Origin of the sequence: Bifidobacterium sp. ESL0764 (assembly GCF_029395515.1) — a bacterium.
In the GTDB taxonomy this organism is placed as follows: domain Bacteria; phylum Actinomycetota; class Actinomycetes; order Actinomycetales; family Bifidobacteriaceae; genus Bifidobacterium.
The window spans coordinates 539,474-565,233 of sequence record NZ_CP113919.1; the positions used below are offsets into that span (position 1 = coordinate 539,474).

The window sequence follows — 25,760 nt, forward strand, 5'->3', positions numbered from 1 at the left end:
TTTGAGAGCGGTACGAACCGCGGTTGATATCATGCAATGAATACCGATGGATTGGTATGTTTGCCTTTGCCGGATTTCGGAAAGCGGCCGTGTGCCGCTTTTCGTGTATTCGGCAAGGTTTGTTCCATGATTCCGTTTCTGTATCGGAACCGAAGAGTTACGCTGCGGGCTTTCGTCCGACTAGAACGGATAGACTGGATACATACATTGAAAGCATTGAATGATGTAGTTGACATGTCTTGCGATGATTCGCTGGTTTCGGCATGGGGAAACCGCGATTTTGATGCCGCCCCTCATCCTGACTTGTCGGAAAGGATCGTGGAAAGTAAATGAGCAACGTGGTGCGTTCTTCGTCGAGCCAGCGTCACAAGTCGCCGTACGGGCGGCTTTTCGCCATTCCCGGGGCCAAAGCGTTCTGTATTTCCGGAGCGGTGGCCAGGCTTCCGATCTCGATGATGAGCCTGGGGATCGTGCTTGCGTTGAACCATATGTACAACAACTGGACGATTGCCGGCACGATGAGCGCGGCCTACATCCTAGCCGTCGCCGTCGTCACGCCGTTCTATGCCCGTCTTTTCGACCGGTTCGGCCAGCGCAAGGTCGGCTGGCCCGCGCTGGTAGTCTCCGTGCTGTTCATGCTGGTTTTCGCGTTCGCCGCGTGGGCGCGCGTCTCCATTCCCGTCCTGTTCGTGCTGGCCATTTTGATGGGCCTGACCCAGTTCGCGTTCGGCGCGCTGGTGCGTACCCGCTGGGCCTACGCGCTGCGCGACCCGAAAGACAGCGACCTGCTTGACACGGCCTATGCGCTCGAGGCCGGCATTGATGAGATGGTCTTTATTTTGGGCCCGATCCTCGCCGCAGGGCTCGCCACGTCGGTCAGCCCCGTCTCCCAGCTTTTCGTGCCCACCATCGCCTGCGCGCTCGGAGGAGCGGTTTTCTTCAGTCTTAAAGGCACCCAGCCGCCCGTTCTGGAAAGCGTGGCGGTCGTCGCGGCCTCTCCCATGGACGCCGACGTCAAGGCCGCCTCAGCCAATCGTGGCGGCGACGAAGGCCTGCGCCTCGAAGAGGACGGGGTGAGCCTCAAACAGCTGCACACCCACGCTCCGAAGCCCAAAAGCGTGCTGCTCTACGGCGGCGTGATTCCACTGCTGGTCGTCTTCGTGGTCTTCAACATGAGCTTCAACGAGTTCGACGTCTCGGTCACCGCGATGATGAAGGCCATCGGCCGCAGCCAGTTCCTGGGACTTCAGCTGGCCATGTTCGCCGTCGGCTCCTGCGTCGGTGCGTTCATCTTCGGCTCGCACAAACCCAAGGGCTCCAACTGGAAGCATATGGTGGTCTACCTGGCACTGCTGACCTGCGGCTACGTGCTCTGCCGCCTGGCGATGGACAATCTCATCCTGCTCGGCGTCTTCTCGGTGCTTTCCGGCCTGTGCGTCTCGCCGCTGTTCGCCACCGGCAACCTGATCATCAAAGACATCGTCCCGCCTACGAGCCTCACCGAAGGCCTCTCGTGGGTCACCACCGCCGGCACGGTCGGCACGTCCTTTGGCTCGTCGCTGGCCGGCATGGTGCTCGACGTCTCCAGTCCGCATGTCGGTCTGCTCCTGCCGATCGCCACCACCTTCGCCGCCGTGCCTCTGGCCGTGCTCGGCTGGGCTTTGGCGCGTAGACGCTGAGACGCAGTGACATCCCGAGTTGCTGATGGTGATATGTGGCGTGCGGAGTCAGGGATATACGTTTCGTGCCCCAATGCTGCCGTTGTAAAGCCGCAGTCGACGCAAGCCGCGGCCCACAATGTTCATTTCGTCTCATTTTCGTGTTGTTGGTGCCACCAAGTCCCCGTTTTTTGCCACATATAAGACCATATTCATTAAAAAACCCTTGCTTGGTGCACCAAGCAGGCCAAAATTGAGTGAATTCACACTCATTCTTATATAATTCGGGGTCTTGGTGGCACCAAGACCCCGAAAACGAGCGTGAATTTGTTATAAAAGAAAAATCGAGAATTGCATGATCCCGTGTATCGGTGATTTGCCGCTTTTTATCCGGTTATTGTGGTTTTGTTGCCAGATGCTGCGAGACTGCTGCATCTCCTGTATCGTCGGCGAAGAAGAAGGTTGTCGCCGTGCCTGATCATCTTTGCGTCAGTGAATGGTTCATGTGCCAATACTCGTTTGCCTGATGCCTGTTGCAACGCGGAGATGATGGTTTTGAAGATATCCGAATACGTGCCAAATTCGACGAGATCATAGAAGTCTTGGGCGTAGACGGTGATGATCTTCCATCCCGCTTTTCTAAGTCGTTGCCTTTTGTGCGTATCCGAGATTACCTGTGCCTTGTCGAAATGATATTGTCCGTCATATTCAATTCCGATATGGTGTTTCGGCCATGCGAGATCAATCGACCAGTTATGTCCTTCTTCAGGATCGGCAACCTGGGCATTGACTTTCAGACCGCCTAGGCCCAGTCTCGCCAGCTGTATCCGTAGACGACTTTCCATTGATGAATCCGTATTCTCTCGCATAAAACTCAATGAGGTCGCGCATTTCTTCAATTGTGGTGTATTCGGGTGCAGCTTGTCCATAAACATTTGAAAATCACTGAGCGAAAGACGTCGAATGGCATGGTTCCCGCGCATCATGCTATCGCCGAGAACGATAAGCTCTGTCCAGTCGAGATAAGCGGCCATCTGCCACCAAACGAATACGGGCGGAACCGCTGAGATCACTTCGTCGACATCAATGGGTTCAAAATGGATTCTTGATGTATGGCAGGAGATGAGTTCGGCATTGGGCAATCGGTCGGCGTTGCTCCTGTCGGTGAGGATATGGATCTTATCCTGGTTGATGCTGGAATGTGAGGGCAGTTCAATGCGTAACAATTTGAGTGCCGTAGTGTGACAGGCGATTATCCCTTTGCCGAATATCGCGGTTAGGCCGTGAAGGGAGTCTGTCGTTTCATTGCGGATGGCATCGAGCTGTTGGTAAGCGATGCTTTGCGTATCATAAATGTTTGTCATGCATTCAAGCGTAAATGCTATTGCCTTCCGAGTGAAGCTAAAACGGGTACTGTGGTCGAATGCTCGGAGTTATCCACATTTCGGCGTGTCGTTCGGTTTTAAATGTGAAAAGTGCAATTTTAGGGTGGTCTTGGTGCACCAAGCGCATCGATATCAGGTAAATCGGCATCAATTCTTTAAAAATCGGCCATCTTGGTGCACCAAGATGGCGTTATTCTGGCAAATGACTCCTAAATCTGTTGAATTTCGCTCACTTGGTGGCACCAACATATACAAAATAACGGAAATGCGGGGGAGCGTGAGATTGTCGTTGTACGATTGACGATGAATTGTTTTTTAGGCTGGAAGGTAGGAGTGATGATCAGAGTTTCAGTGGTCGGTGCGCAGGGACGCATGGGCGGCAGTGTGGTCGAGGCGGTCAAGGCCGCGGACGATATGCAAGTCGCGCAGCAAGTCGGTGAGAATGACGATATCGCCGCCATTACGCCGGACAACACCGACGTAGCGGTGGAGTTCACCGTGCCGAACGCCTCACTGGATAATGTGCTGAAACTCGTGGCTCAAGGTGTCAACGTCGTGGTCGGTACCACCGGTTGGACCGCCGAGAAGCTCGATCAGGTCAAGGCCGCACTTGCCAAGGCACCGCGCCACGATCAGGCGGTCTTCATCGCCCCGAACTTCGCCATCTCCGCGGTCCTGGCCGACAAGTTCGCCGCGCAGGCCGCCAAATACTTCACGTCCGCCGAGGTCATCGAGCTGCACCACCCCGACAAGGTCGACGCCCCTTCCGGCACCGCCATCCACACCGCCCAGGCGATCGCCGAGGCCCGAAAGCAGGCCGGTTGCTCCCCGATGCCCGATGGTACGCAAGGTGAGGCGGCCTCGCGCGGTCAGGTCGTCGACGGTGTCCACGTCCATGCCGTGCGCTTGCAGGGCCTAAACGCCCACGAGGAAGTCCTGCTGGGCAACACCGGCGAGCAGCTCGTCATCCGCGCCGACAGCTTCGACCGCGCCTCCTTCATGTCCGGCGTCCTGTTGGCCGTGCGCAACCTCGCCTCCGGTTCCCACCCCGGCCTGACCGTAGGCCTCGACGCGTTCCTCGACCTTTAAGGTAGGGACGTTAAGCGTCCCGCCCGGCAAGTAGCGTTGAAGTATGAGTGAGTCTTCTATGCATCTTCTTGATCCGGCGCCATTCGGCCGTGTTATTCCCGCTATGGTCACGCCGATGCACGATGATGGTTCCATCGATTTCGAGGCATCCGCGGCATTGGCCAAGCATTTGGTCGCCTCCGGTGCCGACGGTCTGCTGGTCAACGGCACCACCGGTGAATCCCCGGTCACCCACATGGATGAGAAGGTCAAGCTCGTTGAAGTGGTCAAGGAGGCCGTCGACGTGCCGGTGATTTCCGGCGCGGGTTCCAACGACACCGCCCATACGGTACGTATGGTCGAGCAGACGCAGGAGGCCGGCGCCGACGCGGTGCTGGTGGTCGCTCCTTATTATTCCCGTCCTTCGCAGGAAGGCATTTTCCGCCATTATCAGGCGGTCAACGAATCGGCGGACAAGCCGATCATCGTCTACGACGTCCCAGGACGTACGGGCGTGCATCTTGAACTGGAGACTTACCGTCGTCTGGCCGGGCTCGAGAATATCAAGGCGGTCAAGGACGCCACGGGGGACATCGCCGGAGCGGTGCGCAAGCGTATGGAAACCGGCCTGACCTGGTACTCCGGCGACGATGCGCTGTTCTTGCCGTTCCTTTCCATCGGAGCCGTCGGCATCATTTCGGTGATTGCCCACGTCGCGTCCGACCCGATGCGCCAGCTCGCCGATGCCTTTGACCGCGGTGATATCCGTCAGGCCCAGCGTCTTGCGGTTCGTCTGGCCCCGCTGGTCGATGCCATCAACGGCACCGGATTCCAGGGTGTGCTCGCCAAGGCCGCGCTGCACGAGCGCGGATGGCTCGACGAGACCACGATGCGTCTGCCGAATGTCGGTCCGGGCCAAGCGGAATTTGAGCGTGCCCATCAGGGTATGGTCGCTGCCGGTATCCTGGATGCCTAGGTTTTAAGAAGGTTTTGACGATACAGCAAGGCAAAAGCACTACTCATTGCAGCGGGGAAGTCGGCGGCGCGTAAGTGTCCAGCGGGCTTTTGTCCGCTGTTTTTATACCTCGTCCACACACAGGTGCGGACACTAAGAAAACAGAAAACAGTTAAAGAATATGACAGAAACAAAAGAAAAAACTACCGCCACGCATCGCCGTGGCAGCGCCAGCAAGGCACGCGCTCGCAAAAGCGAAGAAGTTGCCGAGAATTCCGAAAAGCGCACGAGTGCCAAGAGCGGTGAGAAACGCACAAGCAGCAAGCGTAGCGAATCCCGTAGCTCCTCCCATTCGGGCGGACGTCGGTCGAGCGGCTCGAATTCGTCTCGTGCCCCACGTGGCGGAAGCCGCTCTGGTGGCCGCCGTTCCAACCCGCGTACGGTTTCGCGCACTCCCGGCACCTCGCCCAACCAGGACGCCGTGCTGATCGCCCCGCCGAAGTACCGCAAGGGCTCGATGCGCATCGTCCCGCTCGGCGGCTTGGGCGAGATCGGCCGCAACATGAACGTGGTCGAATACAACGGCCATCTGCTGCTGGTCGATTGCGGTGTGCTCTTCCCCGACGAGGAGCAGCCCGGCGTCGATCTCATCCTCCCTGATTTCAGCTATATCAAGGACAGGCTTGACGATATCGAGGCGCTCGTGCTGACCCACGGTCACGAAGACCACATCGGCGGCGTGCCCTACCTGCTGAACCTTCGCCCTGACATCCCGCTGATCGGCTCGAAGCTCACGCTCGCCTTCGTCAAGGCCAAGTGCGAGGAGCATCATCAGAACCCGCGTTGCGTCGAGGTCAACGGCCGCGACAAGCTCAAGGTCGGCCCGTTCAACCTCGAGTTCGTCGCCGTCACGCACTCCATCCCGGATGCCTTGGCTGTGTGCATCAACACGCCTGCCGGCACCGTCATCGACACCGGCGACTTCAAACTCGACCAGCTGCCCATCGACCATCGTATTACAGATTTGGTGGAATTCGGCAAGCTCGGCGAGAAGGGCGTCGACCTGGTGATGGTCGATTCCACCAACGCCGAGGTCCCCGGCTTCGTGCGTCCCGAAAGCACCATCGGCCCCGAGCTCGAGCGAGCCTTCAGCGAGGCCACCCGCAAGATCATCGTCGCCTCCTTCTCCAGCCACGTTCACCGCGTCCAGCAGGTCGTCGACGCCGCGCACAAGGTCGGCCGCAAGGTCGTCTTCGTCGGCCGTTCGATGGTGCGCAACATGTCCATCGCCGCCGACCTCGGCTATCTGCATATCCCCGAAGGCACCGTGGTCGATCTGAAGAAGGCCAAGGATATCCAAGACAACAAGCTGGTCTACATGTGCACCGGTTCGCAGGGCGAGCCGATGGCCGCGCTCGGCCGCATCGCCGATGGCACCCACCGCGATATCACCATCAACGAGTTCGACACCGTCGTGATGGCCAGCTCCCTCATTCCCGGCAACGAGAACGAGGTCTACGGCATGATCAACAAGCTCGTCCAGAAGGGCGCGCGCGTGGTCAACCGCGACAACGCGAAGATCCACGTCTCCGGCCACTCCAACGAGGGCGAGCTCACCTACTTCTACAACATCCTGAAGCCCAAGTGCGTCATGCCGATCCACGGCGAGAACCGCCACCTGGTCGCCAACGGCTTGGTCGCCGTCAAGACCGGCGTCGATCCGAAGAACGTCGTGCTCGCCGAAGACGGTGATGTGGTCGATCTCTATCACGGCCAGGCCGCGGTCGTCGGATCCGTGCCATGCGCCTACGTCTACGTCGATGGAGACACCGTCGGCGAGCTGACCGACGAGGAGCTCGAGAAGCGCAAGATTCTCGGCACCGAAGGCTTCGTCTCCATCTTCGCCGTGGTCGACACCGACGCCAAGAACGTCATCTCGGGCCCGAAGGTCTACATGAACGCGATTCCCGATGACGAGAGCGATCTCGACAAGGTGCGTCGCCAGATCGTCGGCCAGCTCGAGGACGCGATGATGCAGGGCACCCACGACACCCACAAGCTCCAGCAGATCATGCGCCGCACCATCGGCGGCTGGGTCTCCCGTCAGCTTCATCGCAAGCCGATGATCGTCCCGGTCATCGCCGACGTCGCCCACGACGTCATCGACGGCACTCCGTCTGGCAGGTGAGGCTGAGCTGAGCATCGGCCGCTTGCGGTGTGAGGTCGGTATGATGCCAAGCATCGTCGCTCAATGATCATCGCATTTCCCCGACAGGTTCCGGCCTGCCGGGGAAATTGCTATGTGAACGTTTCTCGAACCTCTGGCTGGCCGGCGTCGTGCTGGGCTTTTGACGGCATAGAGTATTGAGTCGTTGTACGGCCTGACTTGGTTTCAGATGGCCGAGGCTGTCGCGGTATATGCTTGAGGCGTGTGATACGGCAGTGGTCTGAACAAGAACAATGATATGGACCACAAGGAATGAACGTATGAAAAAGATGTTTCCTGTCACGGCGATCGGCGCGTTGGTGTTGTTGATCATCGGCACATTCGCTGACCTGCGCATCGATCAGGCGCTGTACATGCCCGGTAATGGTTTTTCGGCGTTCTTTGAGCGGCTGGCTCCGCTTATCGGCGCGACCGTACTGATGATTGGTGCGGCGTTGCTCTTCTGGACCTACAGATTCGTACGAGAGAATCTTGCGAAACTTGTGCTTTCAGGCCTTGTCTACCTCGGTTCGACGTTGGTGGGACTCGCATTGTGCTACAAATACTGCCATCTGTTCGGCGTCGCCTACGGCGTCATCGTCGCCATCCTGATCGCCGCCATCGTCTATAAGATTCCCGACGAGTTGAAGCAGCGCTATCGTTGGGCCGGCATCGTGATCGTGGCGGTGTTCCTGTGTTCGATGGGTGTGCTGGAAGTCGCCAAAATCCTCTGGGGCCGTGTCCGTTTCCGCGCGATGCAGGGCGATCTTGACCTGTTCACGCCGTGGTATCACCCGAATGGCAAGCACTATCTCGTCGCCGCTGGTGGTGTGGCCGACAATATCAAATCCTTCCCCTCCGGCCATTCCCTGTGGGCCGGCTCAACCTTGTCGCTCTGCCTGCTCGCCCTGGTCGAGCCGCGCTGGAAAAGCAAGGAGGGCATGGTTTTTGGGCTTGCGCTGGTTTACGCGTTGGTCGTCATGTTGAGCCGTATGATGCAAGGCGCCCATTTCCTCTCCGACGTCACCGTCGGTTTCGCCCTGCCGCTGCTCGCGCTCTGGCTGGCGCGCCATCTGCTGCTCAAGCAGCTTGCGCAGCACTATCCGCAAGAATATGCGCTGGTATGACTGGTTCATACAGGATAGATTGATACGCAATTAATAAGAGCGGTGGCTACCAGGCTTGGTGGTCGCCGCTCTGATATTGTTTGTTATTTCACCGCGGAAACGTAGACCTTGTGGCTGCGGGGGAACTCGCGCTTGAACGCCTGTTTGACGGCGTGCTTGCATTCGTGGACGTCGTGCTTGTCCGAAGTGAAGGCCGTGCTTTCCTCGCGATAGCCCAGCTCGTGCAGAATCAGGCCGTTTCCGTCGTGTTCGAGGCAGAGCGAACGGTCTTTTTTGGCGGTCCAGAACGTGAGTTTTTTATATTCCGATTTCGCCGGCGTCGCGTTCTCCATCATGCTCAGCGCTTGTTTCACAGGAATCAGTCGCATAGCCCGGCCTCCTTCAGATCTCGTTCGAGCATATGGGTGAATTCGTCTTTCTGCAGCACCGAGGAGATGAAGAGCACATCGATATCGGTGTTGTTTTCGTTGATGACGAACGCGACCCGCGCCGAGCCCGTGCGTTTGAGATTGATACGGCATTCGTAGACGCATTGCCCGTTCACTCGCGCCGACACCGCGCGCTTGACCTTCGACATTCCGGTCTCCAGCTGCGTCGCCAGGGCCTTTTCAATGCAGGCTTTGATGGTCTTTTCGTCATCGCGATGCTTTTTGAAAAACTGCTTGCACCCCGAGCGTTCATAGCTAATGTTCATGGTGACACAGCTTTCCCGATATTCTCTCAACTCTTTTAGCATAAAGCGCTGCTAGACATCATTGACCGTATTGTCCCGATTTTGCGTGTGTCCATGACCCGTCGCGAGATTTTTTGGGGGTATATCCCGACCTTGAAATCGACGTCCAATCATGGCTTTGGCTGAAAATACTGTCCGGTGACGGCTCCGGCTGGCATAATGGAATTATCGTATTATTTCCCAATCTCAAAAGGAGCGAAATGCCAGGAGCGAATCTTACCCGTGTCGAGGCCGAGGAACGCAAGTCGATCATCACCGGTCCGGTCAGCTATCATGTTGACCTTGACCTTACGAAGGGGCCGAAGAATTTCCCGTCAGTTGCCGTCATCACGTTTGACGCGAAAGCCGGGAGTTCCAGCTTCGCTGACCTCATCGCCGACGAGGTCAGCGCCATCGAGCTCAACGGCGAAACGCTCGATCCGTCGAAGTATTATGTCGATAATCGCATTGAGCTGCCGAACCTGTTGGCGCACAACACCCTGAAGGTCGTCTCCTCCTGCCAGTACTCCACCACGGGCGAGGGCCTGCACCGCTCGGTCGACCCGGCCGACGACAACGTCTACCTCTACTCCCAGTTCGAGGTGCCGGACGCCCGCCGCGTCTACGCCGTCTTCGACCAGCCCGACATCAAGGCCATCTTCGACTTCGAGGTCACTGCGCCACAATCCTGGCTCGTCACCTCCAACATGCCGGTCGCCTCCACCGCCGAGCTTGACGCGATGACCGAGGAAGGCACGCTGCAGTCGCATCCGGCCGAGCGCACCAAGCGTTGGGTCTTCGAGACCACGCCGAAGATGAGTTCCTACCTCACCGCGATTTGCGCCGGCCCATACGCCGAGTGGCACACCACTTACGCCAACGAGGACGGTCGCACCGTGCCGATGGCCCAGTATTGCCGCCAGTCCCTGAAGGACGATTTCGCCAAAGACGCGGACTATCTCTTCGACATCACCAAGAAGGGCTTCGCCTTCTATGCCAAGACCTGGGGCGTGCCGTATCCGTATGCCAAGTTCGACCAGATCTACGTGCCTGAATACAACGCGGGTGCCATGGAGAACATCGGCATGGTCACCATCCGCGACTCCTACGTTTTCGGCTCCAAGGTCACCGACGCGCTGGCCGAGCGCCGCGTCGTCACCGTCCTGCACGAGCTGGCGCACATGTGGTTCGGCGACCTGGTGACGATGAAGTGGTGGAACGACCTGTGGCTGAACGAGTCCTTCGCCGAGTTCATGTCCTCCTTGTCCACCGCCGAGGCCACCGATTGGACCGATTCCTGGGCCACCTTCACCTCCGGCGAGAAGAGCTGGGCCCTGAACCAGGACCAGCTGCCGACCACTCACCCGATCACCGCGCCGATCAACGACCTGCACGACACCGAGGTCAACTTCGACGGCATCACCTACGCCAAGGGCGGCTCCGTGCTGAAGCAGCTGGTGGCCTACGTCGGCCGTGAGAAGTTCTTCAAGGGCATCAACAGCTACTTGAACAAGCACCAGTACGACAACGCCACGCTGAAGGACCTGCTGGTCGAGCTCGAGGCCGCGAGTGGCCGCGACCTGAAGACCTGGAGCAAGCAGTGGCTCGAGGAGTCCGGCATCAACACCATCTCGGCCGACGTCGAGGAGAACGGCGATGGCACCATCAAGTCGCTCACGCTGACGCAGACCGCGCCAGCCGATCACCCGGTGCTGCGCGCGCACCGCATGGGCATCGGCTTCTACAACCGCGACGCGGCGACCGGCAAGATCGTGCGTACCGATCGTATCGAGCTCGATGTCACCGGCGAGACCACCGTGGCCGCCGAAGCCGCCGGCAAGGCCCGTCCCGACTTCATCATGCTCAACGACGATGACCTGACCTACACCAAGCTGCGCTTCGACGCCAAGTCGCGCGACTTCGCCGCCGAACATCTCTTCGAGTTCGACGACGCCCTGGCCCGCGCCGTGGTGTGGCTGGCCTTCTGGGACATGACTCGCGACGCGCAGTTCCCGGCCGAGCGCTTCCTCGACGTGAGCCTGAAGATGCTCTCCACCGAGCATGAGTCCACCACCTTCCGCTACGCGTTGCGTTGCCTGAAGGTCACCGCCACGCAGTATGTGGCGCCCGCCCGCCGCGAGGCCGTGCGTAAGCACGTCGCCGAGGGCCTGTGGGACCTGGCCAACGAGGCCGAGGCCGGCAGCGACGAGCAGTTCCAGCTGGTCAGCGCCTATCTGGACTACGGCGCGCAGGGCGACGCCCCGTTCGTCTCCAACGTCAAGGGCCTGCTCTCCGGGGCGCTCAAGCTCAAAGGCCTCGAGATCGACAACAACATGCGCTGGGCGCTCACCAAGGCGCTCGCCGCCGTGGGCGAGATGGACAACGAGGCGATCGACGCAGAACTGAAGCTGCGCGATACCACCGACAACCGCGAGTTCGCCTATGGCGCCAAGGCCTCCGTGCCGACAGCCGTTGCCAAGGCATGGGCCTGGGACGCCTCCATCCGCGACCTGAGCCTGACCAACTCCCAGCTCGAGGCCGCGGCGCTCGGCTTCTCCGGCAATCTGAGCGGCAAGCTCGCCGAGCCCTATGCCGCCAAGTATTTCGAGACCGCCGACTGGATCTGGGAGAACCGCACCTTCCACATGGCCGAGTCGCTCTTGAACGACCTCTATCCGGCCCACGCGGACGCCGCCGAGCTGGTTCGTCTGGGTGACGAATGGCTCGATGCTCACCAGGACGCCGCGCGCGCCCTGCGCAACATCATCATCGGCAACGTCGAGTCCTCCCGCCGCGCGGTGAAGGTCGCCGCCTACAACGCCAGCCTGAAGTAATTCGTCTGGTAACAGCCACAGAAGTGAAACCCCGCCGCATGTAATCCGCGGTGGGGTTTCGCATACATGGCCACTACGCCCGGAACCTGTTCACCGCCAGTCAGGCGAGTCTGGGCAAATGCGACGAAATCGGGCAGTGTTGCGGGGCGGTGCGGCGCACGTGAAGTCTCTTGAGTAAGATGAAGTCCAGTACTATTCGTGCAAGCGGAGGATAAAAGCAGCATGCCTAATATGTTTGGAACCGATGGCGTTCGCGGACTGGCGAACAGGGATTTGACCGCAAGGCTGGCGCTCGACCTGGGCGACGCGGCGGTGCGTGTGCTTGGCGATTCGTCTGGAACCGAGGAAGAGCACAAGGAGGGCCGTCGGCGTGCGTTGATCGGCCGTGACACCCGTGTTTCCGGCGATTTCCTCGCTTCGGCGCTCGCGGCGGGCATGAGCGCTGGGGGGTTCGACGTCATCGATGCCGGCATTATCCCGACTCCCGGCGTGGCGTATCTGACCAGCGAACTCAACGTCGAAATGGGCGCTGTCATCTCCGCTTCCCACAACCCCATGCCCGACAACGGCATCAAGTTCTTCGCTCGCGGCGGCTTCAAGCTTCCGGACAAGAAGGAGGACGAGATTGAAGCGGTGCTTGGCAAGGATTGGGATCGTCCGACCGGTGCCGGCGTAGGCCGCGTAAGTCATGACATCAATACCGCCACCAATATGTATATCGACCACCTGGTTTCGGCCATTGCGCCGATTGCGCCCGACAAGACCCAGCCCAAGCCGCTGAAGGGCCTGAAGATCGTGGCCGATTGCGCCAATGGCGCCACTTCCGTGGTCGCGCCCGAGGCCTTGCGCCGTGCCGGAGCCGAGGTGCTGGTCATCAACGCTTCGCCTGACGGCTACAACATCAACAAGAAGGCCGGTTCCACCCACCCCGAGCAGCTGCAGGCGATGGTCAAGGCCTCCGGTGCCGCGATGGGCGTGGCCTTCGACGGTGACGCGGACCGCTGCCTGGCTGTGGACGAAGACGGCAACATGGTCAACGGCGATCAGGAAATGGGCATCCTCGCGCGTGCCAAGAAGCGCGAAGGCAAGCTCAACCACAATACGCTGGTGGTCACCGTGATGAGCAACCTCGGTCTCAAGCTGGCGCTGAAAGACATGGGCATCTCGACGGTGCAGACCAACGTCGGCGACCGCTACGTCCTTGAGGAAATGCTCAAGGGCGATTATTCCATCGGCGGCGAGCAGTCCGGCCACGTCATCAACCGTGAGTTCGCCACCACCGGCGACGGCACGCTGACCGCGCTCACCCTGTGCAACGAGGTCGTCAAGTCCGGCAAGTCCTTGAAGGAACTCGCCGCCGACTTCCCGCAGCTGCCGCAGCAGCTCATCAACGTTCCCAAGGTCGACAAGAAGGCCGCGCCCACCAACGCCAAGGTGCAGGATGCCGTGGCACGCGAGGAAAAGCTGCTTGGCAGCACCGGCCGTGTGCTGCTGCGTCCCAGTGGCACCGAGCCGTTGGTCCGCGTGATGGTCGAGGCCGAAACGCAACAGCAGGCCGATGAGGTCTGCCAGCGTCTGGCCGCCGTGGTTGCGCAGGAGCTGGCGATCTGATGTTCTCCCGAAATTCCAAAGTCGACACCGAACTCAATCGTGCGGTCGAGCACCTGATCAAAACCGGCGGCAAGGAGAAGATTCTGCCCATCGTGCAGATGGGGGAGCCCGTGCTGCGTCAGAATGCGGTGGAATATGATGGCCAGCTGAGCAAGCGCACGCTATCTAAACTCATTGAGGCCATGCGCGTCACGATGCTTGAGGCGCCGGGCGTCGGCCTGGCTGCTCCGCAGATCGGTCTCGGCCTGCGTATCGCCGTGGTGGAAGACCATGTGCGCGTCGGCGGCAGGGGTGTCGACGACAACCCCGAAGGTCATGTCGGTGGCAACAACGGCCAGGATACGCCAGACGTAGAGAACAGCGTGACCGATGACGACAACGAAAACGTCATCGACGACACGAACGATCCGCGCGAAATCGCCGAATTCCCGTTCCGTGCCATCATCAATCCGACCTATGAACCCATCGGCTCCGAGCAGCGCAGCTTCTACGAAGGCTGCCTGAGCTTCTCCGGCTATCAGGCTGTTCGCCGTCGTTGGCTCGACATCGTCGCCCGTTGGCAGGACGAGGATGGCAACAAACACGAGGAACGCCTGCACGGCTGGCCGGCCCGCATCTTCCAGCACGAAACCGATCATTTAAGCGGCGAGGTCTACATCGATCAGGCCGAGATCCGTTCTTTGGCGACCGACGAAAATCTCGAGGATTATTGGTGCGAAGACCCGGTTCCGGCAGATGCCGCCAAGGAGCTGGGTTTCAAGCTTGCCTAGCGTCGGTTGTGCTTCTTGCTGAGTTTCCTTGCTGTCGATATCTTTCTCGGATTACGCGAACGATCCAAGATTCGACTTGGCGCATTTTCCTTACGGACTATGCGCCTTCGGTGCCTTATGAGGTTCCGTTCTTCGTCCTTTCCTCATAGATGGTGAGTGCCTCGTGCCAGGAATGTGTGTGGTATTTGCCCATGATGTGGCTTCGATGCGAATAAACGGTGTTGGAGGAAATACTCAGATGCTCGGCGACCTCGTCCGTTCCCATTCCTTGCGAGCACAGATTGATGACGCGTAATTCGGCCGGTGAGAGAGGCAGGGGCTTTTGTTGAAAGCGCAGTGTAGCAGTCATACGCTCCTGTGTCTGTACTAGGTCGTTATCGCCGGATGAATCAGCGCTTTGAAGATTTACGGACGCAGGGAGTGCATCGCCATAGCGGCCTTGAGTTGCAATCCGTTGTTGAATTGGTGTGTTCGGATTTGTCAATTGATCTGTTTGGCAGGCAACGTGTTCAGGGTCTGAAGCCACGCCTTTGTGGGTAGTCCGTGTTTGCCGCCTGTTGGGGTCGTCATCGTCGTTTGCCGAACGATGAGGATTGTGGGATTTCCGTTCCCGCTGTTTGCGGCGTTGTGTCGTTTGCCTGTTTGTGCAATGAGAGGGAGGGATGGTCCTTTTCGGTTCGAGCGGCTGGGTAGGAGGATGCAATATCTTTTGGTGATAGATCTCTTTGAGCTCGGCAGGAAGTGCGTGGTTCAGCTCGGCCTTGTTGATAATGCAGCGAAGATACTGTTGGGAAGCGGTCGAATTGATGTGTCTGTTGATGTGGGCGGTGATGCCGATGAGAATGATGTCTGGTCGGGAATCCTTGATTGTTTTCAGAATGGGTTCAATAATGTCGCTGTTGACGGATAAATCGATGATGAGCACATCAGGTTGACGAGGAGAATATAGACATTGGTGAATCCCCGCGTCGAGTTTTGTCGTCGGCCATATTTTGATATGGCAACCGTCGCGATTTTGGACACTGCCCACGATGCTGGCTTCGTGCTCCAATGCGCAGGGGTCATCGTCGATGATGACAATACGTAGTTCGCGTCTTGGCGATGATTGTGCCTCTTCCATGACTCGATTTTATATAAATGTCTTGCAAAACGCCAATTATTTAGACAAAATTCAAGATTTCTTGATTTTTTATGAATTCGTGTCTTCTCATTTGACATTTGCAAATATTGTGCAAGTCAAGGTCTCAGCCGTTGACCAGCTGGCTGGCGCGCTGGTAGGAGATGCCCATGGCCTGGCCGATTTGCCGCAAGGTGAGGCCGATCTGGCGCAATCCTTTCGCGGCTTTGCGGGACTCCCGGGCCGCCAGCGTGTTCGCTTTCTTGGACTGCTCGCGGTAGCGTTTCATGGCTTCCAGGTGGGCTTCCACCTCTTCGGGGAACTTCACTTCTTTGGTCATGGCGAAGTTTTGGTCTCCGGTCATGATCTCGATGAGGTCGCGAGCCATGTCGTCCACTTCGCTGAGTTTGCGTGCCTGGGTCACCCCGACACCGGGAATGGTGAGTATCCAGTATTTCTCGCCCGCTTCGATGGTAACTGGATAACTCTCTTTGTGTACTGTCGGTTTGCCGTCGGCGGTCGTCCCCAGATAGTCTTTCTTTATGAATCTCCTTCTCATTTCAGCCAGTCCTTTCCTAATTTGACCGATGCCTCTTTAATGATTTGTCGGGCGGTATTTTTTTCAAGATCGTTATGTCGGGGTATAGGGATTTTCACATCGTCTAGATAGAAAATCTCGTGGTTTCCTCCCTGTCGTTCCCGTATCTCTATACCCTTTGCTTTGGCTTCTTTGCGTATCTGTTTGATGGGCCATTTCCTTAAGACCATATACTAAACCCTCCACTAGATATAAAACACAATCCTGCACTTGTATAAAATTGCAATCCCACACTAGACAAAATATGATGACGTATTGCTTTCGTCTGTTCTTCGTAGCTTAGAGAATTCGGCTCGCAAACCGTGCCAAAAACGGGTGCTGTGGTCGGATGCTCCTGGTTATCCACATTCTCGGGCGTGTCGTTTTGGCTTATCCACGGTTTGCCGGTCTCGAGCTCTGGTTATCCACATGATCGTTGTCCGTGTGATCGTGGTGAACGCGAGGTTCGATTTATCGATTGGGTTCCGGCAGAAGGATGGGCATCGGTCAGGTTCCGGTTAAGGGTGAGGTATCGGCCAGATTCCGAAGGAAAACCGTAAATCCGGCGCAACGTTGCGAAAACGCGGACTTGGCAACGGCTGCGTGTAAGATAGGGACTATCAAGATGTGAGCGTTCACATTATCGGCGATACGATATCGCTACGTTCATGCGGTACTTGTGGGCTGGAGGAATATGCTCGTGGCGATTGACGGGGCACGTGCTTTGTCGCAGGCGACGGCAAATTCCCTGCAAACGCCGTAGCCAGAGCGATAGTAAAGGAGCTAGATCACCATGACAGTTGCATTGGATACCACGGAACACGTGGCGGCGATAGCCGAAAAGATACGCGCGGGCAAAACCTCGCTGGGTATCGAATTCGGCTCGACCCGTATCAAGGCCGTACTCATCGACGACACGTATTCGACGATTGCCGCCGGCGACCACGGCTGGGAGAACCACCTGGAAAACGGCCTGTGGACCTACTCGCTCGACGAGGTGTGGTCCGGCCTGCAGGCGGCGTACGCCTCGCTCGCCTACGACGTCGAGAACGCCTACGGCGAGAAGCTGACCAAGATCGGCACGATGGGCTTCTCCGCGATGATGCACGGCTATCTCGCCTTCGATAAGGACGGCAAGCTGCTCGTGCCCTTCCGCACCTGGCGCAATTCCAACACGCACGACGCCCACGAAAAGCTCTCCCAGCTCTTCCAGTACAACATCCCCGAGCGTTGGTCCATCGCCCATCTTTACCAGTGCATCCTCAACAAGGAGGAGCACGTGCCGTCCGTCGCGTTCTTCACCACGCTGGCCGGCTACGTCCACTGGAAGCTCACGGGCAAGAAGGTGCTCGGCATCGACGATGCCTCCGGCATGTTCCCGATCGACCCCGAGACCCACGGCTTCAACAAGCATATGCTCGCCCAGTTCTCCGCGCTGCCCGAGGTCGCCTCGCAGCCTTGGAAGATCGAGGATCTGCTGCCGACACCGCTGGTGGCGGGAAGCGACGCAGGAACGCTGACGGCTGAAGGCGCGAAGCTGCTCGACCCGACCGGCACCCTGCAGCCCGGCACGCCGCTGGCACCGCCCGAAGGCGATTCCGGCACCGGCATGGTGGCCACCAACTCCGTGCGCGTGGGCACCGGCAACGTCTCGGCCGGCACCTCCATCTTCGCCTCCGTCGTGCTTGACCATCCGCTCGAACGCCTGCACCCGGAAGTCGACCTGGTCTCCACACCGGCCGGCGACCCGTGCGGCATGAGCCACGCCAACAACTTCACCTCCGACTTGAACGCGTGGATGAAGGTATTCAGCGAGTTCGCCAAGGCCATCGGCACCCCGCTCGACGCCGGCACACTCTACGGCACGCTGTTCCGCACGGCAATCGGCCCGGACGCCGACGCCGACGCCGGCGGTCTGATCAACTACTGCTTCTATTCCGGCGAATTCCTGGCAGGGCTCGAAGAAGGCCGCCCGGTCTTCGCCCGTGGCCCCGAAAGCAAGATGAGCCTTGCGAACTTCATGCGTGCCCAGCTCTTCGGCGCGTTCTCGCCGGTCAAGATCGGCATGGACATCATGACCAAGGACGAGCACGTCAAGGTCGACTCGATGGTCGGCCACGGCGGCATCTTCACCACCCCGAAGGTGGCGCAGAAGATTCTCGCCGCCGCGTTCAACACCCCGATCAAGGTCATGTCGACGGCGGCCGAAGGCGGGGCTTGGGGCATGGCGGTGCTCGCCGACTACCTCTGGCACAAAGACACTCCGCTGGATGTATATCTCGACCAGCGTGTATTCGCCGATGCCGCATCGACCACCGAAGAACCCGATCCGAAGGACGTCGCTGGTTTCGAGGACTTCTTCGCCCGGTTCACGCGCGCGCTGCCGATCGAAAAGGCCGCCATCAAGACCATCGATCTGGAAAGCTGAGAATTTTGGTTAACGCCGCGTTCAGGCCGTTCAATGAATTCGAACGTCCTGAACGCGGTGGAATCCAGTAATGAATACCAATCATCAACGAAGAACATAACAGAAACAAAAGGAAGTAATGATGACATTCGAAAACCCATTCGAAGGCAAGACCATCTGGTTCGGCGTCGGCTCGCAGGACCTCTACGGTGAGGAAGCGCTGCGTCAGGTCGCCGAGCAATCCACCAAGATCGTCGATGCGTTGAACGCCACCGGCAAGATCCCCGTGAAGCTCGTTTTGAAGCCCACCCTGAAGTCCTCCGACGGTGTCAAGGAATTCATGACAGAGGCCAGCGCCGATCCCAGCTGCATCGGCGTGATCGCCTGGATGCACACGTTCTCGCCGGCCAAGATGTGGATCCGCGGCCTGCAGGTGCTGACCAAGCCGCTGCTGCAGCTCAACACCCAGTTCCACAAGGAGATTCCGTGGGACACCATCGACATGGACTTCATGAACCTCAACCAGTCCGCCCACGGCGACCGTGAATTCGGCTACATCCTCACCCGCCTCGGCATCCCGCGCAAGATCGTCGTCGGCCACTACACCGACCCTGAGGTCGCCGAGCGCATCGCCACATGGGTTCGCGCTTGCGCCGGCTGGAACGAGGCCCAGAACATGCGCGTGATGCGCTGGGGCGACAATATGCGCAACGTCGCGGTCACCGAGGGCGACAAGACCGAGGTCGAGCGCGTCTTCGGCACGCAGGTCAACACCTGGGCCGTCAACGAGCTGTGCGGATACTACGACAAGGTGAAGGACGATCAGGTCAAGGCCATCATCGAGGACTACAAGGCCAAGTACGACGTGGCCCCGGAGCTCCTGGACGCCCGCTATGAAGAGCTGTTCATCGCCGCCAAGGAAGAGGCCGCGATGGTCAACATGATGAAGGACAACGGCGCCACCGCCGCGGTCGACAACTTCGAGGACCTCGGCACCCTGCCGCAGCTGCCGGGCGTGGGCGCCCAGCGCCTGCCCAGCGAGTACGGCTACGGCTTCTCCGCCGAAGGCGACTGGAAGACCTCGGTGCTGGTGCGTATCGCCAGCGTCATGGGCTACGGCCTTGAGGGCGGCTCGAGCCTGATGGAGGACTATTCCTACAACTTTGTGCCGGGTCACGAGATGGACATGGGCTCGCACATGCTCGAGGTCTCGCCCTCGGTCGGCACGATCGCCAAGCCGAAGCTCGAGATCCATCCGCTCGGCATCGGCAACAAGTCCGACCCGGTGCGCCTGGTCTTCACTGTCGCCCCGCACAAGGCCGCAACCGTCATCTCCATGGCCGACATGCGTGAACGCTTCCGCCTGCTGATGGACGTGGTCGACGTGGTCGAGCCGGAAGGTTCCTTGAAGGCCCTGCCGTGCGCACGCGGTCTCTGGCAGCCCCGTCCGTCGCTCAAGAGCGCGGCCGAGTGCTGGCTGCGCGCCGGCGGCTCGCACCACACCTGCATGACCACCTCCTTCGGCCGTGAAGGCTGGGAGGACTTCGCCCGCATCGCCGGCGTCGAACTGGCCGCCATCGACGAGAACACCACGCCGCGCGACTTCGAGCGCGAACTCGAGCTCTCCGAGATGTATCACCGCCTCGACAACCACTGCTGAAAAAGTTCGTTCGATGATGCCGATTGGTAGGTAACCGATCGCAGTCATTCGAATACATCGGGTTGGGCGTCTCATGGAAATACCGTGAGACGCCCAACTTCGTTATCGGAAGATTTCAGATTTTAGGATGCCGGCGTGCTGTCTGGGCGGTTGCGGATACCGATAGCGATAATGTAAAAATCCAATAATCCAGACTTACCTGTTCGGATTGACAAATTGAAACAACTGTGTACCATAGAAAACGTAAGCGATACACAGTTGTATCAAGCAATTGAGTATCCGAAAAGAAAAGCTGTGTTTGGACGGTTTTATCGGTTTGCCCAATATAGTGCGCAGATGGTAGCGCATGGATGCACAGACAAAGGAGCCAAAATGGGTAATGCAAAGAGAATTGTTGCGGTTGTAGCTGCGGCGGCGACGATGATTGGCCTGGCCGGCTGCGGCTCGGGCAATTCGGACGGCAACAAAGGTTCGGAATCGAAGGCCGATCTGATCTTTTGGGGCTGGGATACCGGTAACTCGATGAAGAAGATCATCGCGAACTTCGAGAAAGACAACCCCGGCGTGAAGGTGAAGTTCAACAACACCGGTACTGCGGAAAAGACTTCGACCGCATTGTCCAACGCGGTGGCGGCCAAAAAGGGTATCCCGGATGTGGTGATGCTCGAAGACCCGACGGTCACGCAGTTCGCGGTCACCGGCGATCTTGCGGATCTGAGCCAGTTCGGCGCCGACAAGCTGGCGGACGATTTCACCGCCGGACCGTGGAACAAGCTGCAATACAATGCCAAGCCCTATGCGCTGCCGATCGATGCAGGCCCTGAGATGTTCTTCTACAACAAGGCCGTTTTCGACAAGGCCGGGGTCGACGGCGAGTCGATCAAGACTTGGGACGATTACTACGAGGCTGCCAAGAAGATCAAGGCCGCCGGCTCCTACATCACCAACAGCTCGGGTGCCTCGGGCGACTATCAGCCCTTCACCGCGCAGGCCTGGCAGGCCGGTGCCAAGCCTTGGAAGGTCGACGGCGAGAAGATCACCATCGATATGACCAAGGACCCGGGCATGAAGAAGTACATCGAGTTCCGTCAGAAGCTGATCGACGAAGACCTTATCGACACCAAGACCGCGAACTGGTCGGACGAATGGAACCGTGAGCTGAACGACGGCACCCTCGCCTCGCTGACCATCGGCGCATGGATGCCGGTCAACCTCATGAGCGGCGCTCCCGACCAGAAGGGCAACTGGCGCGTCGGCTCGCTGCCGCAATGGGAAGCCGGCAAGCAGGTATCCGCAGAAGACGGCGGTTCCGCGCTCGCCGTGCCGAAGGCCAACAAGTCTCAAGCCGCGGCCTACAAGTTCGTGCGTTACATGACCCACGACGCCGGTGCCCAGCAGATGGCCGACAGCGGCACGTTCAGCAGTTTGAAGAAGATCCTCAATTCGAGCTCCTTCACCGATCCGAACAGTGCGGCCAACAAGAAGGTCAACGACTACTTCGGCGGCCAGAACGTCAACAAGATTCTGGCCGAGGGCGCGCAGCGTCCGACTGAGAAGTTCCAGTATCTGCCCTACAACCCGTTTGCCCAGACCGCTTATGGCGATGAGATTTCCAAGGCTTATCACAAGGACATCACACTTGAGAAGGCCATGAGCAATTATGCCCAGAAGCTCGCCGACCACGGCAAGCAGGAAGGCTACACCGTAACCGTCAAGTGATAGGTGCTGCGGTTTGGTTTTGGCGATCCGCACAGACACGGTTGCGGCGGGTTGTCGGTTGCGGCGGGTTGGCTGACGCCGATGATGCGGCGTTCATGGCCGTGATCGACATGGCTGGAGTGCCGTGCATGACGTCGTTGCCGCGGCCCTGTCTGTCGCGGAACGATATCGGCAGTTCGGGTTGGCTGCAGATGTTGTCAAAAGACAAACCGCAAACACATTGATTGATTGAGAACGCTTCCGGTGTCCATTGCCGGATTCGGTCGGTCGCTGCGACGGGATATCGTTCAGACATCCTGGGTAAATACGCGACAAACCGGGCAAACGACACTGGAAGCATTCTGCTGCAATGGGTCAAGGATCCATTTGTTTGAGCCATGGAATAAGGAATAACCAACATGTCTGTCTCCCACATGCCAACCGTTAGCCGTTCGGCGAAAGGTTCTGGTCGTGCTTTTCGCTGGCCGAATCTGCTGACGCCTGACGGACGGGGCATCGCCTACGGCGGCGACTATAACCCTGAGCAGTGGCCGGAGGAGACTTGGGACGACGACATTCGCCTGATGAAGGAGGCCGGGGTCAACGTCGTGGCTTTGGCCATCTTCAGCTGGGGCCGCATCCAGCCCGATCCGCAGACCTGGGATTTCGATTGGCTCGACCGCATCGTCGAAAAACTCGGCAAGGCCGGTATCGCGGTGAATATGTCCTCGGCCACGGCAACTGCGCCGATGTGGCTGTATCAGATGCATCCCGAGGTGCTTCCGCTCGAATCGGACGGCACGATCGTCCACCCCGGTTCGAGGCAGTCATGGAGTCCGTCAAGTCCGGTTTTCCGCAAATACGCTCTTTCGATGTGCCGCAAGATGGCCGAGCATTATAAGGACAACCCCTATGTGGTCTCGTGGCATGTCGGCAACGAATACGGCTGGAACAATCGCCATGATTATTCGCCGGATTCGCAGCATGCCTTCCGCCAGTGGTGCAAGGCGCGCTACGGCACCATCGAGGCTGTCAACGAGGCCTGGGGCACCGCGTTCTGGTCCCAACAGGTGCGTTCGTTCGACCAGATCCAGCTGCCGATGCATCCCGGTGATGACGTGATGATCAATCCGGGTCTTCAACTGGATTTCGAGCGTTTCGGCTCCGATGCCCTGAAGGATTTCTTTGCCGCCGAGCGCGATGCCATCGCCGAAATCTGCCCCGGCAAGCCGTTGACCACGAATTTCATGGTCGCCGCGGATCAATGCGTGATGGACTATGCCGATTGGAGCGACGAGGTCGATTTCGTCTCCAACGACCAGTATTTTGAACCGGGTGCGAAGCATCTCGACGCCTTATTGTGCGGCGATGCGTTGGTAGACTCGATTTCGCTGCGTCTGCCTTGGTACTTGATGGAGCATTCGACCTCGGCGGTGCAGTGGAAGCCTGTCAATGCCAGAAAACGCGGCGGCGAATTGGTCCGTGATGCTCTGGCGCATGTGGCCATGGGCGCCGATGCCATCAATTTCTTCCAAGTCCGTCAGTCCGAAGCCGGGTCGGAAGCCTTTCATTCCGCTATGATTCCTCACGCCGGAGAGCAGACCAAGATCTTCCGCGAAGTGTGCGAGCTTGGCGAGGCCTTGAAAACGCTTTCGAAGGCCGGCCTGCAAGGCAGCAAGGTCGAACAGGCGGATACGGCCATCCTTTTCGATGCGCAATCGCAGTGGGCGAGCGAGTGCAAGACGCTGCCGACCAGAAAGCTCAGCCATCTCGACGATGTCTCAACTTGGTACAGCGCATTTCTGGACGCGGGGCACCGTGCCGACGTCGTGCCGTTACGCGGGGATTTCAGCGGATATACCACGATTGTGTTGCCTACTGTCTTGTCGCTTTCCGATCAACAAACGCAACGTATTGAGCGGTTCGTTGCCCGCGGCGGAACGGTGATCGTCGGTTACGCCACAGGGCTTGTCGACGAGGACTTCCATGTGGGTCTTGGCGGCTATCCGGGGGCCGGCAACGGGCTGCTGCGTAAAATCCTGGGGGTGTCGGGCGAAGAATTCAATATCCTTGGGTCTATCGATGGAGAGTACGATTCCGTGCAGCTTTCGAACGGCGCCGTTTCAAGGCTTTGGCAGACGGTCATCGGGTCGGTCGCTGATTGCGTTACGGTGCTTGCCAGCTACCAAGGAGACGAGGCAAAGGATTGGGAGCTGGAAGGCATTCCGGCGATTACTCGTAATGGTTATGGCAAAGGGCGGGCCTATTACATCGGCTGTGACTTGGATCAGGAAGCGCTGGCGTCGTTCCTGCGGCGATACTTGCAGTTAGGGATGACCCAGGCGCATTCCGGGGCCGGTGTCGATAACGTTGAGCAGACGACGATGCGGGGTTCTGTCGACGCCCTTGACAACGTGGACGCGTTCAATGCGTGTTCCGATTTGGTCCATATCCGTCGCAACGGCGAAGGATTCGCCTTCGATTTCTACCTCACTCGTGGCCGTCAGCCAGTTCGTATCGATCATGTCGGCGGAGAAGTCGTCTTCCTTTATCGAGGTCGTGTTGAAAACGCTGGAGCTGACCGACAAATTGCCGAAGGCGGTCTGCAAATGGCTGATGGCGAGGCAACTGTTCGCGTTCAGGCCGAGGATGCTGCTCTTGTCCTCGAACGCAACGGGATATTGATCACTCGGCAAACGTGTGGTGATGCTACATTGAAGAGTGCGGCAAAGGAGGCTGAACGATGACCGAAGGTGCGATCCATGATGATCAGGCTGGCGATCACAGGCATGTCACGCTGAGAAATGTCGCGCAGGCCGCCGGGGTGTCGCTCAAAACGGCATCCAACGTCATCAACGGTACCGGTCGCATGACCGATGCCACGCGTCTTCGCGTCCAATCGGTTATCGCGGACCTCGGTTACCGCGTCAATGTCGCCGCACGCAACTTGAACCGTGGGCTCACCGGGTTCATCACCCTTGCCGTGCCGTCCCTGACTCCGCCTTATCTTGCGGAATTGGCGAACCGTGTGATCGATGAGGCCCGCAAACGCGATTATTCGGTCTATGTCACCACCTATGCGGAGGGCTCGGCAAAAGGAGCCAGGGAAGTATTGCAAACATTCAATCCGACGGTTTCGGACGGCATCATTCTTTCGATGAGCGAGCTGGAGGACATTTCGCCCGAGGATTTCGATGTCGATTACCCGCTTGTGGTTGTTGGCTCGCGTACCACTTGGGGGCGTGTGGATCATGTGACTCCGGACGATGTTCAGGCGGCGGCGAAAGCCGCGCAATACCTGCTCGAACATGGCAGCTTACGTCTTGCCGTCGTCGGCGCGCGCAAGCCGCTCGATGAGCGGTCATTGTTGAATGCCGTGGAAGGCAATGATCAGCTACGTCTGAAAGGCATTGTCGAGGAATGCAACCGGCGTCATGTGCGACTTGTCCCTGAACTTATCGGCATCACTTCACAGGATTGGAGCATAGGCGCTGGAGCCCGTGCGACGCAAGGGCTGATCGATGACGATATTGCGTTCGATGGGCTGATCGCCCTCAACGACCAGCTCGCCATAGGGGCGCTTTCGGCGCTCGCGACGAACGGCATCAAGGTTCCCGATCAGGTGCAGGTCATCGGCTTTGACAATATTGAGGAGTCCTCGTATCTGCAGACGCCGCTGACCACGATGGATTCGCGCCTGAACTGGACGGCTCCCACGGCTGTGGAACGTATCATCGGCAGAATCAAGGGGAAGGTCTCGACCCCTGAACTGCTTACCGTGGATTCCCGCGTTATCGCGCGCCAAACGACAAGGCCGTAACGAAGGCAAAAACGGGGGCCTCAATAGCGAGATGTCCGTTTTCCAGTGTGTCGTAAACCCTATGAATTTAGTGCTTTTGTGATGAATTTCGCTTCAAGATAGCATCGTATTCGGCCTACAGTATTGTGTAATAGGCAACTTCAGGAATGCGTCGA

The 25,760-nt window shown here is 58.6% G+C and carries 19 protein-coding genes; 13 read left to right on the forward strand and 6 right to left on the reverse strand.

The window, feature by feature from the left end; genetic code table 11:
* The first annotated feature begins 329 nt into the window (after window positions 1–329).
* Window positions 330–1,679: an MFS transporter gene (locus OZX71_RS01890; protein WP_277160294.1), complete on the forward strand. Its 1,350-nt coding sequence runs from the start codon at window positions 330–332 to the stop codon at window positions 1,677–1,679.
* 365 nt (window positions 1,680–2,044) lie between these two features.
* Here OZX71_RS01890 and OZX71_RS01895 read toward each other — a convergent pair whose 3' ends face one another.
* Entirely contained in the window at window positions 2,045–3,022 is a 978-nt protein-coding gene (locus OZX71_RS01895) for a hypothetical protein (RefSeq protein WP_277160295.1), read from the reverse strand.
* Window positions 3,023–3,379: 357 nt separating this feature from the next.
* On the opposite strand from OZX71_RS01895, the gene dapB reads away from it, so the two are divergent.
* The 4 genes from dapB (at window position 3,380) to OZX71_RS01915 (ending at window position 8,399) form a co-directional block, all read left to right on the forward strand.
* The gene (gene dapB / locus OZX71_RS01900) at window positions 3,380–4,132 is read left to right on the forward strand and encodes a 4-hydroxy-tetrahydrodipicolinate reductase (protein WP_277145643.1); all 753 of its coding nucleotides are present in this window, start codon (window positions 3,380–3,382) and stop codon (window positions 4,130–4,132) included.
* 43 nt (window positions 4,133–4,175) lie between these two features.
* A complete protein-coding gene (dapA, locus tag OZX71_RS01905; RefSeq protein ID WP_277160296.1) occupies window positions 4,176–5,087 on the forward strand; it encodes a 4-hydroxy-tetrahydrodipicolinate synthase in 912 nt (303 codons plus the stop codon).
* Window positions 5,088–5,247: 160 nt separating this feature from the next.
* A complete protein-coding gene (locus OZX71_RS01910; protein WP_277160297.1) occupies window positions 5,248–7,254 on the forward strand; it encodes a ribonuclease J in 2,007 nt (668 codons plus the stop codon).
* Window positions 7,255–7,553: 299 nt separating this feature from the next.
* On the forward strand, window positions 7,554–8,399 hold the full coding sequence (locus OZX71_RS01915) for a phosphatase PAP2 family protein (protein WP_277160298.1): 846 nt from the start codon (window positions 7,554–7,556) through the stop codon (window positions 8,397–8,399).
* An 83-nt stretch (window positions 8,400–8,482) separates the two neighbouring features.
* Here the strand turns inward: OZX71_RS01915 and OZX71_RS01920 are convergent, their stop codons facing one another.
* Both OZX71_RS01920 and OZX71_RS01925 read right to left on the reverse strand, forming a co-directional pair.
* Complete coding sequence (locus tag OZX71_RS01920) at window positions 8,483–8,767, reverse strand: hypothetical protein (RefSeq protein ID WP_277145639.1); 285 nt, start codon at window positions 8,765–8,767, stop codon at window positions 8,483–8,485.
* Window positions 8,758–9,093, reverse strand: a complete 336-nt coding sequence (locus OZX71_RS01925) for a hypothetical protein (RefSeq protein ID WP_277160299.1) — start codon at window positions 9,091–9,093, stop codon at window positions 8,758–8,760. Before OZX71_RS01925 ends, OZX71_RS01920 begins: the two co-directional genes overlap by 10 nt.
* A 239-nt stretch (window positions 9,094–9,332) precedes the next feature.
* On the opposite strand from OZX71_RS01925, the gene pepN reads away from it, so the two are divergent.
* The 3 genes from pepN to OZX71_RS01940 all read left to right on the forward strand — a co-directional run bounded on the left by pepN (window position 9,333) and on the right by OZX71_RS01940 (window position 14,326).
* Entirely contained in the window at window positions 9,333–11,945 is a 2,613-nt protein-coding gene (pepN, locus tag OZX71_RS01930) for an aminopeptidase N (protein WP_277160300.1), read from the forward strand.
* Between the two features lie 222 nt (window positions 11,946–12,167).
* Entirely contained in the window at window positions 12,168–13,556 is a 1,389-nt protein-coding gene (gene glmM / locus OZX71_RS01935) for a phosphoglucosamine mutase (RefSeq protein WP_277160301.1), read from the forward strand.
* Entirely contained in the window at window positions 13,556–14,326 is a 771-nt protein-coding gene (locus OZX71_RS01940; RefSeq protein WP_277145635.1) for a peptide deformylase, read from the forward strand. The genes glmM and OZX71_RS01940 overlap by 1 nt, the downstream gene beginning before the upstream one ends.
* Window positions 14,327–14,441: 115 nt before the next feature.
* Here the strand turns inward: OZX71_RS01940 and OZX71_RS01945 are convergent, their stop codons facing one another.
* Window positions 14,442–15,446 (reverse strand): response regulator transcription factor, encoded by a 1,005-nt coding sequence (locus OZX71_RS01945; protein WP_277160302.1) that lies wholly within the window; start codon window positions 15,444–15,446, stop codon window positions 14,442–14,444.
* Between the two features lie 124 nt (window positions 15,447–15,570).
* The gene (locus OZX71_RS01950; protein ID WP_277160303.1) at window positions 15,571–16,002 is read right to left on the reverse strand and encodes a hypothetical protein; all 432 of its coding nucleotides are present in this window, start codon (window positions 16,000–16,002) and stop codon (window positions 15,571–15,573) included.
* An 811-nt stretch (window positions 16,003–16,813) separates the two neighbouring features.
* On the opposite strand from OZX71_RS01950, the gene OZX71_RS01955 reads away from it, so the two are divergent.
* The 3 genes from OZX71_RS01955 (at window position 16,814) to OZX71_RS01965 (ending at window position 21,806) form a co-directional block, all read left to right on the forward strand.
* Complete coding sequence (locus OZX71_RS01955; protein ID WP_277145632.1) at window positions 16,814–18,448, forward strand: FGGY-family carbohydrate kinase; 1,635 nt, start codon at window positions 16,814–16,816, stop codon at window positions 18,446–18,448.
* Window positions 18,449–18,569: 121 nt separating this feature from the next.
* Complete coding sequence (araA, locus tag OZX71_RS01960) at window positions 18,570–20,087, forward strand: L-arabinose isomerase (protein WP_277160626.1); 1,518 nt, start codon at window positions 18,570–18,572, stop codon at window positions 20,085–20,087.
* A gap of 372 nt (window positions 20,088–20,459) precedes the next feature.
* On the forward strand, window positions 20,460–21,806 hold the full coding sequence (locus tag OZX71_RS01965; protein ID WP_277160304.1) for a sugar ABC transporter substrate-binding protein: 1,347 nt from the start codon (window positions 20,460–20,462) through the stop codon (window positions 21,804–21,806).
* Here OZX71_RS01965 and OZX71_RS01970 read toward each other — a convergent pair.
* On the reverse strand, window positions 21,799–22,206 hold the full coding sequence (locus tag OZX71_RS01970; protein WP_277160305.1) for a hypothetical protein: 408 nt from the start codon (window positions 22,204–22,206) through the stop codon (window positions 21,799–21,801). The genes OZX71_RS01965 and OZX71_RS01970 overlap by 8 nt on opposite strands.
* Before the next feature lie 13 nt (window positions 22,207–22,219).
* Here OZX71_RS01970 and OZX71_RS01975 point away from each other — a divergent pair, with 13 nt between their 5' ends.
* Window positions 22,220–24,532, forward strand: coding sequence for a beta-galactosidase (locus OZX71_RS01975; RefSeq protein WP_277160306.1), 2,313 nt, complete (start codon window positions 22,220–22,222; stop codon window positions 24,530–24,532).
* The gene (locus OZX71_RS01980; RefSeq protein WP_277160307.1) at window positions 24,529–25,605 is read left to right on the forward strand and encodes a LacI family DNA-binding transcriptional regulator; all 1,077 of its coding nucleotides are present in this window, start codon (window positions 24,529–24,531) and stop codon (window positions 25,603–25,605) included. The genes OZX71_RS01975 and OZX71_RS01980 overlap by 4 nt, the downstream gene beginning before the upstream one ends.
* Window positions 25,606–25,760: the final 155 nt, after the last annotated feature.